This is a genomic window from Chitinophaga silvatica, assembly GCF_003419895.1.
GTDB classification, from domain to species: Bacteria; Bacteroidota; Bacteroidia; order Chitinophagales; family Chitinophagaceae; genus Chitinophaga; species Chitinophaga silvatica.
In genome coordinates, this window is the sequence record NZ_QPMM01000003.1 from 46,893 (window position 1) to 64,264 (window position 17,372).

At 41.4% G+C, this 17,372-nt stretch carries 13 protein-coding genes; 7 read left to right on the forward strand and 6 right to left on the reverse strand.

Going from position 1 to position 17,372, the window contains the following annotated elements; genetic code table 11:
* Window positions 1-31 precede the first annotated feature (31 nt).
* Together DVR12_RS08060 and DVR12_RS08065 are read right to left on the reverse strand one after the other, a co-directional pair.
* Window positions 32-1,063 carry a hypothetical protein gene (locus DVR12_RS08060; RefSeq protein WP_116975163.1) on the reverse strand — a complete coding sequence of 344 codons (1,032 nt, stop codon included), beginning with the start codon at window positions 1,061-1,063 and terminating at the stop codon, window positions 32-34.
* 82 nt (window positions 1,064-1,145) lie between these two features.
* Window positions 1,146-3,473 carry an NADP-dependent malic enzyme gene (locus tag DVR12_RS08065; protein ID WP_116975164.1) on the reverse strand — a complete coding sequence of 776 codons (2,328 nt, stop codon included), beginning with the start codon at window positions 3,471-3,473 and terminating at the stop codon, window positions 1,146-1,148.
* A 147-nt stretch (window positions 3,474-3,620) separates the two neighbouring features.
* Here DVR12_RS08065 and DVR12_RS08070 point away from each other — a divergent pair, with 147 nt between their 5' ends.
* Window positions 3,621-4,064: a DUF4293 domain-containing protein gene (locus DVR12_RS08070; RefSeq protein ID WP_116975165.1), complete on the forward strand. Its 444-nt coding sequence runs from the start codon at window positions 3,621-3,623 to the stop codon at window positions 4,062-4,064.
* 81 nt (window positions 4,065-4,145) lie between these two features.
* Here DVR12_RS08070 and uvrA read toward each other — a convergent pair whose 3' ends face one another.
* Window positions 4,146-6,962: an excinuclease ABC subunit UvrA gene (gene uvrA / locus DVR12_RS08075; RefSeq protein WP_116975166.1), complete on the reverse strand. Its 2,817-nt coding sequence runs from the start codon at window positions 6,960-6,962 to the stop codon at window positions 4,146-4,148.
* Window positions 6,963-7,257: 295 nt separating this feature from the next.
* Between uvrA and DVR12_RS08080 the strand changes: the two genes are divergently transcribed.
* Window positions 7,258-7,830 carry a sigma-70 family RNA polymerase sigma factor gene (locus DVR12_RS08080; protein WP_116975407.1) on the forward strand — a complete coding sequence of 191 codons (573 nt, stop codon included), beginning with the start codon at window positions 7,258-7,260 and terminating at the stop codon, window positions 7,828-7,830.
* Between the two features lie 75 nt (window positions 7,831-7,905).
* On the opposite strand, the gene DVR12_RS08085 is transcribed toward DVR12_RS08080, so the two are convergent.
* Complete coding sequence (locus DVR12_RS08085; protein WP_116975167.1) at window positions 7,906-9,105, reverse strand: thiolase family protein; 1,200 nt, start codon at window positions 9,103-9,105, stop codon at window positions 7,906-7,908.
* Between the two features lie 180 nt (window positions 9,106-9,285).
* Here DVR12_RS08085 and rlmN point away from each other — a divergent pair, with 180 nt between their 5' ends.
* Genes rlmN through DVR12_RS08100 form a run of 3 tightly spaced genes read left to right on the forward strand, consistent with a single transcriptional unit; the run spans window position 9,286 to window position 12,696 of the window.
* On the forward strand, window positions 9,286-10,329 hold the full coding sequence (gene rlmN / locus DVR12_RS08090) for a 23S rRNA (adenine(2503)-C(2))-methyltransferase RlmN (protein ID WP_116975168.1): 1,044 nt from the start codon (window positions 9,286-9,288) through the stop codon (window positions 10,327-10,329).
* A gap of 60 nt (window positions 10,330-10,389) precedes the next feature.
* A complete protein-coding gene (locus DVR12_RS27870) occupies window positions 10,390-11,961 on the forward strand; it encodes a pseudouridine synthase (protein WP_233522208.1) in 1,572 nt (523 codons plus the stop codon).
* Between the two features lie 6 nt (window positions 11,962-11,967).
* Entirely contained in the window at window positions 11,968-12,696 is a 729-nt protein-coding gene (locus DVR12_RS08100) for an RluA family pseudouridine synthase (RefSeq protein ID WP_116975169.1), read from the forward strand.
* Window positions 12,697-12,952: 256 nt separating this feature from the next.
* Here the strand turns inward: DVR12_RS08100 and DVR12_RS08105 are convergent, their stop codons facing one another.
* A complete protein-coding gene (locus DVR12_RS08105; RefSeq protein WP_116975170.1) occupies window positions 12,953-13,588 on the reverse strand; it encodes a peroxiredoxin in 636 nt (211 codons plus the stop codon).
* A gap of 351 nt (window positions 13,589-13,939) precedes the next feature.
* Window positions 13,940-14,542, reverse strand: coding sequence for a hypothetical protein (locus DVR12_RS08110; protein ID WP_116975171.1), 603 nt, complete (start codon window positions 14,540-14,542; stop codon window positions 13,940-13,942).
* Window positions 14,543-14,681: 139 nt separating this feature from the next.
* Here DVR12_RS08110 and DVR12_RS08115 point away from each other — a divergent pair, with 139 nt between their 5' ends.
* Both DVR12_RS08115 and ade read left to right on the forward strand, forming a co-directional pair.
* Window positions 14,682-15,680, forward strand: a complete 999-nt coding sequence (locus DVR12_RS08115) for a helix-turn-helix transcriptional regulator (RefSeq protein ID WP_116975172.1) — start codon at window positions 14,682-14,684, stop codon at window positions 15,678-15,680.
* Between the two features lie 32 nt (window positions 15,681-15,712).
* Complete coding sequence (ade, locus tag DVR12_RS08120; RefSeq protein ID WP_116975173.1) at window positions 15,713-17,344, forward strand: adenine deaminase; 1,632 nt, start codon at window positions 15,713-15,715, stop codon at window positions 17,342-17,344.
* Window positions 17,345-17,372 lie beyond the last annotated feature (28 nt).

Consider the following 17,372-nt stretch of genomic DNA (forward strand, 5'->3'; position numbering starts at 1 on the left):
CGTATCTGAAATTACGATTTTATATTACGCTTTAACGGAAACTACTGACCAGTAAACGTTTCAGGCTACGCTCAATGATTTCTCCCATTGTTTTACAACGGGCAAAAATAGGATCATGATAATATTCCGCCAACTCATTCCCCAATTGCTGAATTTTCTCCGGAAAGGATACTCTATCCGTCATAATTACATCCCTCAGATCTTTAATTCTATGGCGCTGGGTTTTGATACGCCGGGCAATCACCGCCCGCTCTTCCTGCTGGTATTGCTTTACTACCTCTGCATTGAGGTGCTTGATTGCCAGATCAACAAATATCTTGTTCTCCTTAAAAAACTGGGGCATGTATAATGTGCGCCTGCCTTCATAGAACTGCTGATCAAAATCTATTGCACGAATCCTGAATTGTACATCGTCGAAATCGGGGGTAATATCAAATACAAAGTTATAGGAGCGCATATCTCCCAATAATCGTACAAAACAACGTTCATTAAACTTTACAAACTCTTTGGCAATACGTTTCGGGTTAAACTCAGGCCGGTTGAGGTAATGCAGGATGAACTGATCACCAGGCACACCCGCAATATGCTCTTCCACCAGGGTAGTACCATCTACCAGAAAATTTATCCAAAAAGGAGAAAGAATATGCTCTAATTCCAACCCATAAATACGGGATGCATCTGCTTTCTTGATGTAGAAATAATCGTATACCTCGTTATATGTATTTACAATCTTTATCCTGAATGGGTGCGAATTTCCAAATACACAATAATCTACCCGCTCTATAAACAAATGCTCCTCCGCTGTCTGATCACCACCAGCCTTTAATATGGAATATATACGCTTAAGCCCGGCATGAATATTAGCAGACATACTTTGCGGATAAAAAACCGTTTCCCATAATGTATCGTTTCCTTCCTTATCGTATACCGCAATAGATTGATCGTAATATCGCAGTTCTTCATACGACAATGGTAATTTCACTTCCCGCTCGTATAACTTCAGATATTTGCGGAAAGCGGTATTGATTGGGAAAAAGATCTTTTTTCGGGAGATAGTTTGCATAGTATAAAGATAAAAAAAGATCAGCGGGAAAACTTATGTTCCCCGCTGATCTTTACTTATAGTATTGTTAAAGCGAATTCGCTTATTTCTTTTTCTTCTTATCCTTTCCTTTTGCCTTTTCCTCTTCCTTTGCGTCTCTGCAACATTTCTCCTGTGCATCTACCACGGCAATGTTCACCATGTTCACAATTGATCTTACAGTACTGCCTAATTGAAGGATATGCACGGGCTTTTTCATTCCCAGCAAAATTGGTCCGATAGCATCAAAACCAGCTACTTCCTGTAACAGGTTATAGGCAATATTACCTGCGGCCAGGTTAGGGAAGATAAGTGTATTTACCTCTTCACCCAGCAATTCAGTAAATGGATAGTTGTCTTTCAGGATTTCCTTATTGAAAGCTAATCCAGCCTGAATTTCACCATCTACAATCAGAGATGGATCGCGTTGTTTCACGATTTCTCTTGCCTTGCTCATCATTTGAGCTTCAGGGGTTTGACTGCTACCAAAATTGGAATAAGAAAGCATTGCAATACGTGGAGTGATATTGAAGTGCTTCACTTCTTTAGCCACCATTAGAGTGATATCTGCAATTTCTTCCGCTGTAGGGTTGAAGTTTACAGTAGTATCGGCCAGGAATAACGGTCCGCGTTTGGTTTGAATAATATACATACCCGCCACTCTCTTCGCTCCTTCTTCCATACCAATTACCTGAAGGGCAGGGCGAATAGTATCAGGATATTTGCGTGTCAGGCCGGAAATCAGCGCATCTGCTTCGCCAGTTTCCACCATCATGCAACCGAAGTAGTTACGCTCTCTCATGATCTTACGTGCTTCGTAGAGGTTTAAACCTTTACGCTTGCGTTTTTCGAAGAACAGATCACCAAAACGATGACGCATTTCTTTGTTCTGCTCACTCTTAGGATCAATAATTACAACATCTTCAATTTCTATAGAATGCTCTAACATTAACTCGCGGATACGAGCTTCATTTCCCAACAGGATTGGGTATGCAATACCTTCGTCGTTCACTACCTGCGCAGCTTTCAGTACTTTCAGGTTATCAGCTTCCGCAAATACAACTTTCCTTGGATCGCGGCGTGCTTTTGTTCCGATAGCTCTGAATAATTGGTTATCCAATCCCAGACGATGGTTTAATTCATTTTTATATGCTTCCCAGTCAACAATCGGGCGTTTGGCTACCCCGCTGTCCATAGCTGCTTTTGCAACAGCCGGAGCCACGGTACTAAGCAAACGTGGGTCCAATGGTTTTGGAATAATGTACTTAGGGCCGAAGAAGAGATTCTTCTCATTGTAGGCCAGGTTTACAATATCCGGAACCGGAGACTTGGTCATTTCGGCCAAAGCACGTACTGCTGCCAGTTTCATCTCTTCATTGATGACAGAAGCGCGTACGTCTAATGCTCCACGGAAGATGTATGGGAAACCTAATACGTTGTTTACCTGGTTAGGATAATCGGAACGGCCGGTAGCCATGATAATATCCGGACGGGCAGCAATTGCTGTATCGTAGGCGATTTCAGGATCCGGGTTGGCCATAGCAAAAACTATTGGGTTTTTAGCCATGGTTTTAATCATTTCAGCACTAACGATATTACCAACAGAAAGCCCTAAGAGCACATCGGCTCCTTTCAGTGCTTCCGCCAATGTGGTTACTTTGGAAGAAGTAACAAATTGTTTATGCCTGTCGGATAAATCCTTGCGGGATTTATTCAGTACACCGTCTTTATCGAAAAGTATAAAGTTTTCAGGTTTTGCACCCAGTGCAACATACAACTTAGCACAAGCCATAGCTGCAGCACCAGCACCACTTACAACAATTTTTATCTTATCTATTTTCTTTTTTACTAATTCCAACGCGTTCAATAATGCAGCTGAAGAAATGATAGCAGTTCCATGCTGGTCATCGTGCATTATCGGGATATTCAGTTCATTGCGTAACCTGTCTTCAATTTCAAAGCACTCAGGGCTTTTAATATCTTCCAGGTTGATACCGCCGAAAGTAGGAGCAATTGCCTTAACAGCTGCTACAAATGTATCGGGGTCCTTAGCATCTATTTCAATATCAAAGACATCAATATCTGCGAAGATCTTGAATAATACAGCTTTACCTTCCATTACCGGCTTTCCGGCTTCAGGACCTATATCACCTAATCCCAATACGGCGGTACCATTACTGATAACCCCTACCAGGTTTCCTTTTGCTGTATATTTATAAACATTTTCGGGATCGTTGTAGATTTCTTTACAAGGCTCTGCTACTCCGGGTGAATAGGCCAGTGAAAGGTCCCATTGTGATTTTGTGTCTTTCGTAGGTATAACTTCAATTTTACCCGGCCTGCCCATAGCATGATAGTCTAATGCATCCTGCTTATTCAGTTTCTTTGCCATATCAAATTATAAGATTGTTATTGGGCCTGCAATATACGAAGTATTGCATTACCCGATTTACCCCAATCGTGTAAGCAACCCGATTGAATAGGTATTTAAAACATTAAAAAATACTTACTTTTACAACGTTAAACATTCACAAATATCATGATACAACGCATTCAGAGCCTCTACCTCCTCCTAGCTGCTGCTGCGGGCACTGCCGCACTGTCTTTCAACTTATGGAAAGCTACTTTGTCGAGCAATCCTAATCCGGTGACAGTTAATGCTTCCAGCAATTATTTACTGTTTGTATTATATATCATAATTATACTGTTGAGTATAGGAACCATTTTTCTTTATAAGAAAAGAAAGGTGCAGTTCAGGCTCTCTATTTTTAACATTCTTTTTGCGTTTGCAGCGTTGGCTTATCAATATGTTGTAGTTCAAAAAACTGCTAATAAATTGACGGAAGGAGGTACAACTATCGTGTCAGCGTCTTATTTACCAGCCTCATTTTTACCAATTGTTATAATTATTTTGTTGTTTCTCGCAGCAAGGGGGATGTACAAAGATGAAAAATTGATCAAATCACTTGATCGGCTTAGATAATTGTTGTTGTAATTACGTTTGCAACTTAGTGAAATAATTTGAAAGGGCTTCCCGGAAATATTCCTGGAAGCCCTTTTCTATTTACTTTAAGAATTTACCGGTAAAGCTATCTTTCACATTCTTAAGCCCTTCCGGTACTCCGGCGTATAATAATTTACCGCCGCCAGCACCTCCTTCAGGCCCTAAATCAATCACCCAATCAGCACTCTTAATAACATCCAGGTTATGTTCTATTACTAAAACAGTATGACCCTGCTCTATTAATGCATTGAAAGAAGCCAGCAATTTACTGATATCATGAAAATGAAGACCAGTTGTAGGCTCATCGAAGATAAACAAAATATGACCCTGAGCCTTACCCTTACCAAGGAAGGAAGCCAGCTTAACACGCTGTGCCTCACCACCGGAAAGCGTATCACTGCTTTGCCCCAATTTCACATATCCCAAACCAACACTACTTAACGGGCGGATTTTGTTGCATACATCCTTTTCATCTTTAAAGAATTCCAATGCTTCATCTACACCCATTTCCAGAACATCATAGATGTTCTTGCCCTTGTAGGTTACTTCAAGTACTTCATCCTTAAATCTTTTGCCATTGCAGCTTTCACAAAGCAGATGCACATCTGCCAGGAATTGCATCTCTACAATTACCTCTCCTTCTCCTTTACAAGCATCACATCTTCCTCCATCTACGTTGAAAGAAAAATGTTTAGGCTGAAATCCTCTCATTTTACTGAGGGGCTGACGAGCATACAAATCTCTTATCTCATCATATGCTTTAATGTAAGTAACCGGATTAGAGCGCGATGATTTACCAATAGGATTCTGATCAATCATTTCTATTGAAGTGATATCATCTACAGCTCCGGATAAGGCTTTATAATTACCTACTCTTTCTGCAAACTCACCCTTCAACTTCATCAGTGCCGGATATAAAATTTGCTTTACTAAGGTAGTTTTACCCGATCCACTTACTCCACTTATCACGGTGAGTACTCCTAATGGAAAATCTACCGTTATATTTTTCAGGTTATTCTGCCGACAACCTTCCAATGTTATAGCTTTCTTCCATTTCCGCACTTTAGCCGGTGGATCAATACTCAGATTTCCACTCAGATATTTACCAGTAAGACTTTTAGGGTCTTTCAGGATTTGCGGATAGGTTCCGGCAAATATTACTTCACCACCTAAATGACTTGCAAGAGGCCCCATATCAATGATATAATCGGCTTCCTCCATCATCAGTTCATCGTGTTCTACCACTACAACTGTATTGCCCAGATCACGTAATTCTTTCAGTACTCCGATCAGGCGGTGGGTATCTCTGGCATGCAAACCAATACTAGGTTCATCGAGGATGTACATAGAGTTGGTCAGATTACTGCCCAGTGTTCTGGTAAGCTGAATTCTCTGGCTTTCACCACCACTCAATGTATTGGCTACACGGTTGAGCGTCAGATAGCCCAAACCTACGTCGAGCAATGTTTTGATACGATGATTTATTTCCAGCAGGATACGTTTTCCTATTTGCTCATCAAATTCATTCAGAGAGAGTTGATCGAACCAGGTTTTCAAATCTGAAACCGGCATATCCACCAGTTCAGCAATATTCCGTTCTGCAACGCGGATGTATAATGCTTCTTTTCTTAATCTGCCACCGTTGCAGGTTGGGCAAATTGTTCTTCCTCTGTATCTGGCCTGTAATACGCGGTATTGTACTTTATACAGGTTTTGTTCCACCATTTTGAAGAACTCATTTAACCCGTAGAAGTGTTCATTTCCTGTCCACAATAGTTCTATCTGTTCGTCTGTTAATTCAGCGATAGGCTTATGTACAGGGAATCCGAATTTACGGGCAGATTTGATCAGGGCTTCCTTATATTCACCCATTTTTTCGCCTCTCCATGGTGCAATAGCACCTTCAAATACACTCAGTCGCTTGTCTGGTATAACCAGGTCTTTATCTAGGCCCAGTACCTGACCAAATCCTTCACAGGTAGGACATGCACCGTATGGATTATTAAAGGAGAAGAGATTAGGAATTGGTTCTTCAAACTGAATTCCATCCAGTTCAAAACGGTTGGAGAAATGTGTTGGAGTTTTTCCATCTACCTCAATAAAACAATCGCCTTCACTTTCATAAAAAGCAGTTTGCACACTGTCGGCAATCCTATGTTTATCATCTTCATCGAAATCCTTTGCCACCAAACGGTCTATGAGTATCCATGCATTTTCCGGAACGGTTATTTTCTTTTGTTCCAGGAGCTCTTCTATTCTCAGTAAACTATTCTCACTACCGGGAACGTATAAACGAGAAAATCCTTTCTGTAAAAGAATATTCAGTTCTTCTTTTACATCCCTTTTGGCATGGCGGCGAAAAGGTATTATCAGCAGTATTTTACTACCACTTTTGAGCTTCATGATAAAATCAACAACATCACTCACCTCATGTTTTTTCACTAACTGACCTGAAATTGGAGAGAAGGTTTTTCCAATTCTGCCAAACAGCAGTCGCAGGTAGTCATAAATCTCGGTCATAGAGCCAACGGTCGACCTTGGAGTACGGGTAATCACCTTTTGTTCTATGGCGATAGCCGGGCAAATACCTTTGATATAATCCACATCCGGCTTATTCATCCGCATGAGGAATTGACGGGCATATGAGCTCAGGCTTTCGGCATACCTACGTTGACCTTCTGCGTATAAAGTATCCATCGTCAGGGAAGATTTTCCCGAACCAGACACACCAGTAACTACGACTAATTTATTTCTGGGAATAGCTACACTAACATTCTTCAAATTGTGTACCCTGGCCCCTTTTATGAAAATACTGTCCTGCGGGTTAACCTCCTGAGGATCAATTGTACTCGTTTGTTTCTTAACTTTTGTTGCCATGACAGAACAAATTTACGAGAAAAGATGTTAGTTGAGGAGTTAGCTTTTTACGAACAGATCCCAAAAACGAGGAAAGCTAACATCTTAGGGCGAAAAGCTATTTTTAATATTTGTTTTATTGAACAATTCTGTTATATTTGCATAAGACCGGATCTATCTCGCTGAGGTTGCTACCGAAATTCTTTTCTTAACCAAAAACTGCTACTTATCGCTTAAACTCTACTTAATCAAACAACCGAACTGGCTGTTAAAAATTATTTACTAACCTGCCTAGTTGTAGAAGTTTATGCAAGTAATGTACAAATTGTGCGATGAGCAGTTAATTACTCTCTTTAAAAAGGGTCATTCTTCCGCATTAGAAGAGTTGGTACACCGTCATAAAGACAAGGTGTTCACTTCTATCCTGTTATTGGTTAAAGATCCTTATCTTGCCGAAGACATCTTCCAGGATACCTTCATTAAAATTATCGACACTATCAGAGCTGACCGCTATACCGAAAAAGGTAAATTTTTACCTTGGGCTATGCGTATAGCACATAATCTGTGCGTTGATCATTTCCGAAAGATCAAACGTACTCCTATGATCAGAACTGGTGATGATAAAGATATTTTTGATGTTCTTGGATTCAGTGACAGCTGCGCCGAAGATAAATTGATAACCCGTCAAAGTCATGATCGGGTAAGAAGAATGCTCGACATGCTGCCAGATGAACAGCGGGAAGTCATAATTTTACGTCATTACGCCGAGCTGAGTTTCAAAGAAATTGCCGATCTTACACAAGTAAGTATCAATACTGCATTAGGCCGTATGAGATATGGCCTGATCAATCTCCGTAAAATGATGACGGAGAAACAAATCTGTCTATGATGAACCCTTTTTTTTGCTTGCCAGCAACGAGCGGCCGGATGTAATGTCCGACCGCTCGCTATTTATATGGCTATTCTATACTTTCTCAAAAATCATTGCTGCTCCCTGCCCTACTCCCACACACATCGTAGCCAACCCATAACGCGCTCCCTGTCTGCGCTTCATTTCATGCAATAAAGTAGCTGTAATACGCGTACCACTACATCCCAGCGGATGCCCGATAGCAATGGAACCTCCATTTACATTTACAATATCCGGGTTTATTGCAAGATCCCGCATACATGCCAAAGCCTGTGCAGCAAATGCTTCATTCAATTCAGCAAGATCCAGATCTCCTACCGTAATACCAGCTCTGAGCAAAGCTTTTTGCGTTGCAGGTACCGGACCAATGCCCATAATGGAAGGATCAACTCCCGCTACTGCCATGCTTTTAACTTTGGCCAATGGTTTTAATCCAAATTCCAATACCGCTTTTTCCGATGCTATCAGAACGGCCGCCGCTCCATCGTTAATTCCTGAAGAATTTCCAGCAGTTACACTTCCGTTTTTCGCAAAAGCAGGACGCAAGCCTGATAGTTTTTCAAGCGTTGTTTCGCGCGGATGCTCATCTTTGGAAAAAATAACCTGGTCTTCCTTGTTAGGCGTAATTTCCACCGGAATTATCTCATCTCTCCACTTTCCCGCATCTAATGCCTGTTTATACAGCGTTTGACTGCGCAAGGCAAAAGCATCCTGATCTTCTCTGCTTATATTCCATTGATTTGCAACATTTTCAGCAGTTTCTCCCATTGAATAGGGATAATACATTTCTGCAAGACGTTTATTTGTAAAACGCCAGCCAATTGTTGAATCATGAATTTCGTTTTTACGACTGAATGGACCATCTGCTTTAGCCATTACAAATGGAGCCCTGGTCATGCTTTCTACTCCACCGGCAATGTAAATATCTCCTTCTCCGCACATAACTGCTCTGGAAGCATCCATGATGGCCTGCATACCTGAAGCACACAAACGGTTGACAGTATTTCCGGCAACGGTTACCGGGAGTCCGGCCAATAATGCCGCCATGCGGGCAACATTTCGATTGTCTTCCCCTGCCTGGTTGGCTGCTCCTGCAATTATATCTTCAATCCTGGAAGTATCTAAACCGGGATTCCGGCTAATTAACGACTTAATAAGGTTGGCTAATAAATCATCGGGGCGTATTGTACTTAATGCCCCGCCATAACGGCCAATAGGTGTTCGCACCGCATCAACAATGTAAGCAACTTGCATGTGGTTGTTTTGGTTTATCTGCAAATAAAGTACATCCGGGCTATTCGGCCAATTTATCCTTATTCCTTCTGCGCTCATTCGCTTTCGACCTCATCTTTGCGGCTTTGCCGGAAACAACGTATCTTTGCCGCTGCTTTCCGACTGCCGTAAGGCAGCCATTTGCTCATTTAACAGTCAATAATGAAATCTGACAATCAAAATATCCGACATCTTACTTTACCTGCATTACAAGAATATTTTAGCTCCATTGGTGAAAAACCATTCAGAGCCAAACAGGTGTACGAATGGATATGGTTGCGTCATGCTCAGAGTTTTGAAGCCATGACCAATTTATCTAAAGACCTGAGAACCAAGCTCTCGGAACATTTCGTATTACCAGCAGTAAAGGTTGATGCCGTTCAGCAAAGCAACGACGGCACTATAAAAAGCCGTTTTCGCCTGCATGATAATCATTTGGTAGAAGGGGTACTTATCCCTACAGATTCCAGACAAACCGCCTGCGTATCCAGCCAGGTTGGTTGCAGCCTCAGCTGTAAATTTTGTGCTACAGGGTATATGGACCGTAAAAGAAATCTTGATTACGATGAGATTTTTGATGAAGTAGCTTTAATTAATCAGCAAGCCATGGAATCATATGGCAAAAAATTAACAAACATTGTATTTATGGGAATGGGCGAGCCTTTGCTTAACTATAAAAACGTGTTAAAAGCCATAGAAAGAATTACAGCCCCTGACGGATTAGCGATGTCGCCAAAACGCATCACTGTATCTACTGCCGGTGTGGCCAAAATGATCCGACAACTGGGCGACGACAAAGTACGTTTCAACCTTGCCCTTTCCCTCCACGCGGCTAACGATAAGAAACGCAGTGAAATTATGCCAATCAATGACTCTAACAATCTGAAAGAATTGATAGATGCATTGAATTACTTCTATAAAGAAACAGGCAACGAAATTTCTTTTGAATATATCCTCTTCAAAGATTTTAACGATAGTAAACAGGATGCAGACGAACTGATTAGAATCTTCCGTCAGGTACCTGCCGATCTGGTAAATATTATCGAATACAACCCAATAGATATGGCACTCTTCAGAAAACCTGACGCAAAAACTGCCGAAGAGTTTATGGAGTACCTGAGTAAAAACAAGGTGAACGCCAGATTAAGACGCAGCAGAGGAAAAGATATCGACGCAGCATGCGGACAATTAGCCAATAAAGGTTAATCTAACTTATACTAATCCAATAAGGTCATGAGATCCATGATCACTAACTAATAATATATTATGAAGAAGAAATTACCTGCTAAAAAGGGAAGTGGTCCAGCCAGGGAAAATAAATTTGGTAACGGCAGCAAACCGGCAGGCACCCGCAAACGTCCTTTCTCCGATAACGAGAAATCTGAAAGGGCTTCTGCAAAAGATGATAAATTCACTCCACGCTTCAAACGAGATGATAATTTCGATAAAAAAGCCGGAGGATTTGATAAAAAGAAAGACGACAAATTCGGAAAATTCGAGGAAAAATCTTCCTTCAAAAACCGTTTTGACAATAAAAAATCAGACGAGAAGCCTGGTTTCAAAAAGCGTTTCGATAAAAATTCGGAAGAAAAACCGACATTCAAAAGCCGGTTCGATAAATCTGAAGAAAAATCTTCTTTCAGAAGTAAGTTTGGTAACAAAAATTCAGACGAAAAACCTGGTTTCAAAAAGCGTTTCGACAAATCTGAAGAAAAACCTGGTTTCAGAAGCAAGTTTGGTAGCAAAAATGCAGATGAAAAACCGGCATTCAAAAACCGTTTCGACAAATCTGAAGAAAAACCTCCCTTCAAAAGCAAATTTGATGGGAATAAGTCTGAAGAGAAATCTTCCTTCAAAAGCCCATCCGGAGATCGTCCGTTGCGCAAACGCACTTACAAGAAAACCGGAGACGATAGTGCTTTCCATTTTCATGGCGACAACAAAAAAGGTGGTAAAAATTTCAAAGACACCCCAAGTGGTTTCAACCGCCAAAAGTTCTTTGATAAAACCAATGAACGCTTTGGAGATAAACAGGAAAGAAAAATTCAACGGAAAAACGATAACCAGGCAACTAAGGTTACTAAAGAACCTAAAGAAAGCATCTTTGGCCCAGGTGAAATGCCTTTAAATAAGTTTGTTGCACATTGTGGCCTATGCTCCCGCAGAAAAGCTGTTGATTATATCAAAGAAGGTAAGGTCACTGTTAATGGTGAAGTCGTTACTGAACCTGCTACCAAAGTTACGGCTGATGACGTGGTAACTATGCAGCAGAAACGTATTACTCCCACTAAAAACCTGATCTACATCCTGCTAAATAAACCCAAAGGATACATCACCACAACTGATGATCCGGAAGGTAGAAAAACAGTGATGGACCTGATCGAAGAAGCAGCAGAAAACGAAAGAGTTTATCCTGTTGGACGCCTCGATCGTAACACCTCCGGGCTTTTGCTGTTGACCAATGACGGAGAATTGGCTCAGCGCCTGGCGCATCCAAAACATAATATCAGAAAAATTTATCAGGTAGAACTGGATAAAACCCTTACCAAACCAGATTTCGAGAAAATCATAAACGGTGTAACCCTCGAAGATGGCGTTGCAGTTGTTGATGCTTTAGGATATGTTGATCCTAAAGACAAAAAACAAGTTGGTATCGAAATTCACAGTGGTAAGAACAGAATTGTAAGACGCATATTCGAACATCTCGAATATTCCGTAGAGAAACTCGACAGAGTAATGTATGCCGGCCTTACTAAAAAGAACCTGAATCGTGGTCAGTGGCGCTTTTTAACTGAAAAAGAAGTGATCCTGCTGAAACATTTTAAAACCAACTTATAATACCGGATGCGGTTAGCTGAACATATAATTTTAGAAACACCAGATTTTGTAGTGGTCAACAAACCTTCCGGGGTACTTACATTGCCAGACAGGCATGACAATGAACTAACTTCGTTGATTGCCATGATGAAAAAGGCGTATGGTGAGATCTATACAGTACACAGATTGGATAGAGATACCAGCGGAATAATTTTGTTTGCAAGAACAGAAGCTGCTCACAAATATTATTCACAGTTGTTCGAAAGCAGGGATGTAAAGAAATTCTATCTGGGGTTGGTTAATGGCGAATTAGCTACCAAACAGGGGAATATCAGCGAAGGAATTATGGAGCATCCTGTTCAAAAAGGTAAGATGGTAACCAATAAAAAAGGTAAGCCATCTTCTACTGATTATGAAGTTCTGGAAGAATTCGGGCTATTTAGTCTTGTTAAGCTTCAAATTCATACGGGGCGTACACACCAGATCAGGGTGCATATGAAATTCCTGGGTCATCCTATTGCGGTTGATGAGTTTTATGGAAGTGCCGAACCTATCAGGTTATCTACCATTAAAAAGAAATTCAAGTTAGGCAAGTATACAGAAGAAGAGCGCCCGATATTGAGCAGGCTGGCCTTACATGCAGCTATCCTGATGTTTAAGGGGTTAGATGGAAAAGAGTACAGGATAGAGGCCCCGTTACCGAAAGATATGAGTGCCTTGCTTACGCAATTGCGTAAGCACAGAGGCAAAGAATAATGTTTCTCGCAAAGAAGCAGAGCAGCAAAGAGGCATAAGGATCGAAGCGAATGTTTTTAAGGACTTCCGTTAGGTTTCAATTATAATAGAAACCAGTCAGTAGTTCTTAATAACATTCGCTTCGATCCTTATGCCTCTTTGCTGCTCTGCTTCTTTGCGAGAAACAAAAAAAACGGGGAGAAATCCCCGTTTCGTAAAAATCAAAAACCAACCATTAAAAAAAATGTATATAATAGCCGACAATCGGCTTTCTAATCTATTTGTTAGGCTGCGGTGTTGTTCTCAGATAAGGCTTAATAATTTTATGGCCTTTAGGAAAACGAGCAGGAATATCTGCTGTTGGTATTGCAGCTGTAACGATAACATCTTCCCCATCTTTCCAATCAGCAGGGGTAGCCACACTGTATTGGGCGGTCAATTGCAGGGAATCGAGCACTCTTAATACTTCAAAGAAGTTTCTGCCAGTAGAAGCCGGGTAAGTGATGATCAGTTTGATCTTTTTATCCGGTCCGATAATAAACAGAGAGCGAACGGTGAAAGTTTCAGAGGCATTTGGATGAATCATATCATACAGATTTGCCACTGTTTTGTTTTCATCTGCAATAATAGGAAAAGTTACGTCACAATTCTGTGTTTCGTTAATATCGTTTATCCAACTTAAGTGTTTATCGAGCGGATCTACGCTGACAGCCAACACTTTAGTATTACGTTTTGCAAACTCGTCTTTTAATAAAGCCGTTTTTCCAAGTTCGGTGGTACAAACAGGGGTGAAATCGGCAGGATGAGAAAAAAGGATACCCCAACCATTTCCGAGGAAATCGTAAAAGTCTATTTCCCCTTGTGTGGTATTCGCTTTGAAGTTAGGAGCAATGTCGCCCAGTCTTAAACTCATAGTTTTACGATTTTAGAGTCTCAAAAATAGTATTTTCCTACAAGATTTATAGACTTTTGGAGTTTTTTTTTAGATTTTCATCTTTTAATAACACAAACCATTAGAAAATCATTAAAACTGGCTCTGACAAAGGATTTTACACCAGCTATACTTACCTAGCTACGGCACTTGCAATTTTCCTGCAATTATACTTTCCGGGTAAACAGCATTTTACAAAGAATAAAGGTTCCTGCGGCTTTTCAGGAACCTTTAGACTGCGTAATCGGGGGTTAACAAACAATAGTTATAGGGTTACTTCAATGGATAATGAGGGCTAACAACAAGGATGGTAGAAAAATGGATACAAGGGGCTTAACCTTTTGAGGTATGAAGCTGCCAGGCGTAATAAGCCATACTAAAACGATTATCGTCTTCCAGTCCGGCTTTTTTCCTGGCTGCCTCATCTCCAAGCTCCACCTCCATGTATCCCAGGTATAGGTTATAGGTATCTGAGAGCAGCTGCACACAACATTCCAATGCAGCCGCCACATCATTTGGGGTTATTGTATCAGACGCTTTATTAGTACAGGTCTGGGACACACTTTCTATAAAATAACATTCGTTTTCTGTGTAAACTTCCAGTTCCAGTGATGGTCGCTTCAACTGAAACATCAATTCATCAAAAATCACAACTCCTCCCAATTCAGCCTCCAGATCAATCATATCAGGCACTCTGCACATCGTTTCCAACTTATTCACAATCATCATCTGAACAGAATCATGCCTCTCAAGACTATATCGTAACATAGTATTCATTACCTCGTAAGTAGTAACAAAATCACAGGATTTCCAGGTGCCATTATCCAGAAGAATATGACCCCAAAGCGTTAGGAAATTGGAATCATCCAGTATGATCTGACCAATAGATATGGCCGATACCTGCTCGTTTAAAGTAGTTGTAGGAAGCTTATTCATAACCGTCACGTTTAAAGAACAATACAAAGATATCGGGGCTGCACGCATAGAATTTGCGTAGTGATTATTTGATTTAAATTTTTTAATTCAGCCTTTCAAAATCGGGAAATATGTATTTTTATAACTAAAATTTTAACTTTTGCCAAAGAATAAAGACGCAGTCTCCCGCTACCGCTGGATCGATGAACGCCTGCGTAGTAAGCAGAAACCTAAACCCACCCTTGAGAACCTGATCGAATACGTTTCCGAAAAAATGGGTGTTGATGTATCTGTACGCACAATCCAGAAAGATATTCAGGATATGAGACATGATCCTGAACTAAACTTTATGGCCCCCATCGTATATGACCGTAGCAGCGGCACTTACAAATATTCAGATGATAGCTTCTCTATCAGCAACTCCCCTATTGAAGAAGCTGATCTGCAAGGACTTGAAATCGCTATCGGCATACTCGAACAATTCCGTAGCCTCCCGGTAATCAGACAATTTGAAGACGCAATCCTAAAAATTGCTGCCAGCCTCAAAATGAACAGGGAAGCGCAACAACATAAAGGCCTGATAAAATTCACCCGTAGCTCCCAATACAAAGGAGCCGAATTCATTCCGGAAATCGTTGACGCCATCAAAAACCTGGAAATCATCAGAATAGCCTATCAAAGCTTCGATAGAGACCAACCCAAAGAACACTGGGTAGAACCCTATCACCTGCGGGAATATCAACACCGCTTCTACCTGATCGGTAAAAGTCAAACCCGTAACGCCGTAGTAACTTTCGCCCTCGATAGGGTAGTAAAACTATGGCCAACCATGAAACATTTCGATGAACAGAACTTCGACGATGCCAGCTATTTCAAACATGCCATCGGAATCACCGTGCATGATGCCGATCCCGAAAATGTAATGCTCAGCTTTGCACCACGACAAGGGAAATACATCAAATCACAACCGATTCACTCTTCTCAGGAAATTATTGCCGACAACGCTGATGAATGCCAGATATCCCTCAACGTAGTTATCAACCCTGAACTCATAATGACACTGCTCAGCTATGGCGCCCAGGTTAAAATTCTGGCTCCGCAACACCTGGCAGATAAAGTAGCCGAGGAAGCCAAAGCCATGACTATGCTGTACCAATAGGCCAGATATTCAGGATTCAGTAGCTTTACAGCATGAAGACTTTTAACATTTCAGGCAACCTGGTAGATATTCTTGCCAAAACTATTTACCCTGCTACTATTCAGGTAACAGATGGTAAGATCTCCCAGATAACCCGTGATGCTCAGCAATACAATCACTACATCCTCCCGGGCTTTACTGATGCTCATGTGCATGTAGAAAGCTCTATGCTTATTCCTTCCGAATTCGCCAGGCTGGCAGTAGTTCATGGTACAATTGCTACAGTTAGCGACCCTCATGAAATTGCTAATGTAATGGGCGTGAAAGGGGTTGACTTTATGTTGAAGAATGGGAAACAGGTTCCTTTCCGCTTCTGCTTCGGTGCTCCTTCCTGCGTTCCGGCCACCACCTTTGAAACTGCTGGTGCAACTATCAATGCTGCAGAAGTTGCACAACTATTGCAACGCCCTGAAATCGGCTACCTGTCAGAAATGATGAATTTTCCGGGTGTATTAAATCACGATCCCGAAGTCATAGCGAAAATTGAGGCCGCCAAAGCTGCCGGCAAACCAGTTGATGGCCACGCTCCCGGCCTCAGAGGCCCTGCCGCCAAAGCTTATGCTGATGCGGGTATTAGCACCGATCACGAATGTTTCACACTCGATGAAGCTCTTGAAAAAATAAACTACAATATGCATATCCTCATCAGAGAAGGTAGCGCCGCCAGAAATTTCGAGGCACTATACCCGCTCCTGAACGACTATGCAGATAAAGTAATGTTTTGCAGTGACGACAAACATCCCGACAGCCTGGTGGAAGGCCATATAAATGTGCTTGTAAGACGTGCGGTTGCTAAAGGTATCGATGTATTTCATGCACTAAAAGCTGCATGCATCAACCCCGTTCTGCACTATAAACTGTCGAATGGCTTGCTGAACATCAATGATGCTGCTGATTTTATTGTTGTGGATGATCTCAGGCAATTCAATGTACTGGCTACCTACATCGATGGTGTTAAAGTAGCCGAAAATGGGAACTCTCTCATTCAATCTGTTGATGTGGCTCCTGTCAATAACTTCACTGCCGAAGAGGTAGTAGCTGAAGATTTTGTAGTACATGCCGAAAAAAGTAAGGATACCTTAGCTACAATTAAGGTGATTGAAGCAATTGACGGAGAATTAATCACTAATGCTATTAGTGCCACTGTACCGGTAACTGATGGGATTATTCAGAACGACCCGGATAATGATATTTTGAAACTGGTAGTGGTAAACCGATACAATCCAGCTCCTGTAGCCGTTGCATTCATTAAAGGATTTGGGCTGAAAGAAGGCGCTATCGCATCTTCCGTGGCACACGACAGTCATAATATTATTGCTGTAGGCACCACTGACGAGAATATTGCCGCCGCAGTAAATGCAGTAATAAAAGAGCAAGGTGGAGTAAGTGTTGTTACTCCCCTCACTACTCAGGTATTACCATTACCGGTAGCTGGACTGATGAGTAACCTGGATGGTTATACAGTAGCACAACAATACAGCAATCTTGATCATGCGGCTAAAGCGCTGGGGTCTAAACTGGGGGCGCCATTCATGACCTTATCGTTTATGGCTTTACTGGTAATTCCTCACCTGAAACTTAGTGATCTCGGGTTGTTCGATGGAGATAAATTTCAGTTACTGTGATCGAATTGATCACAGTAACTTCAGTTAT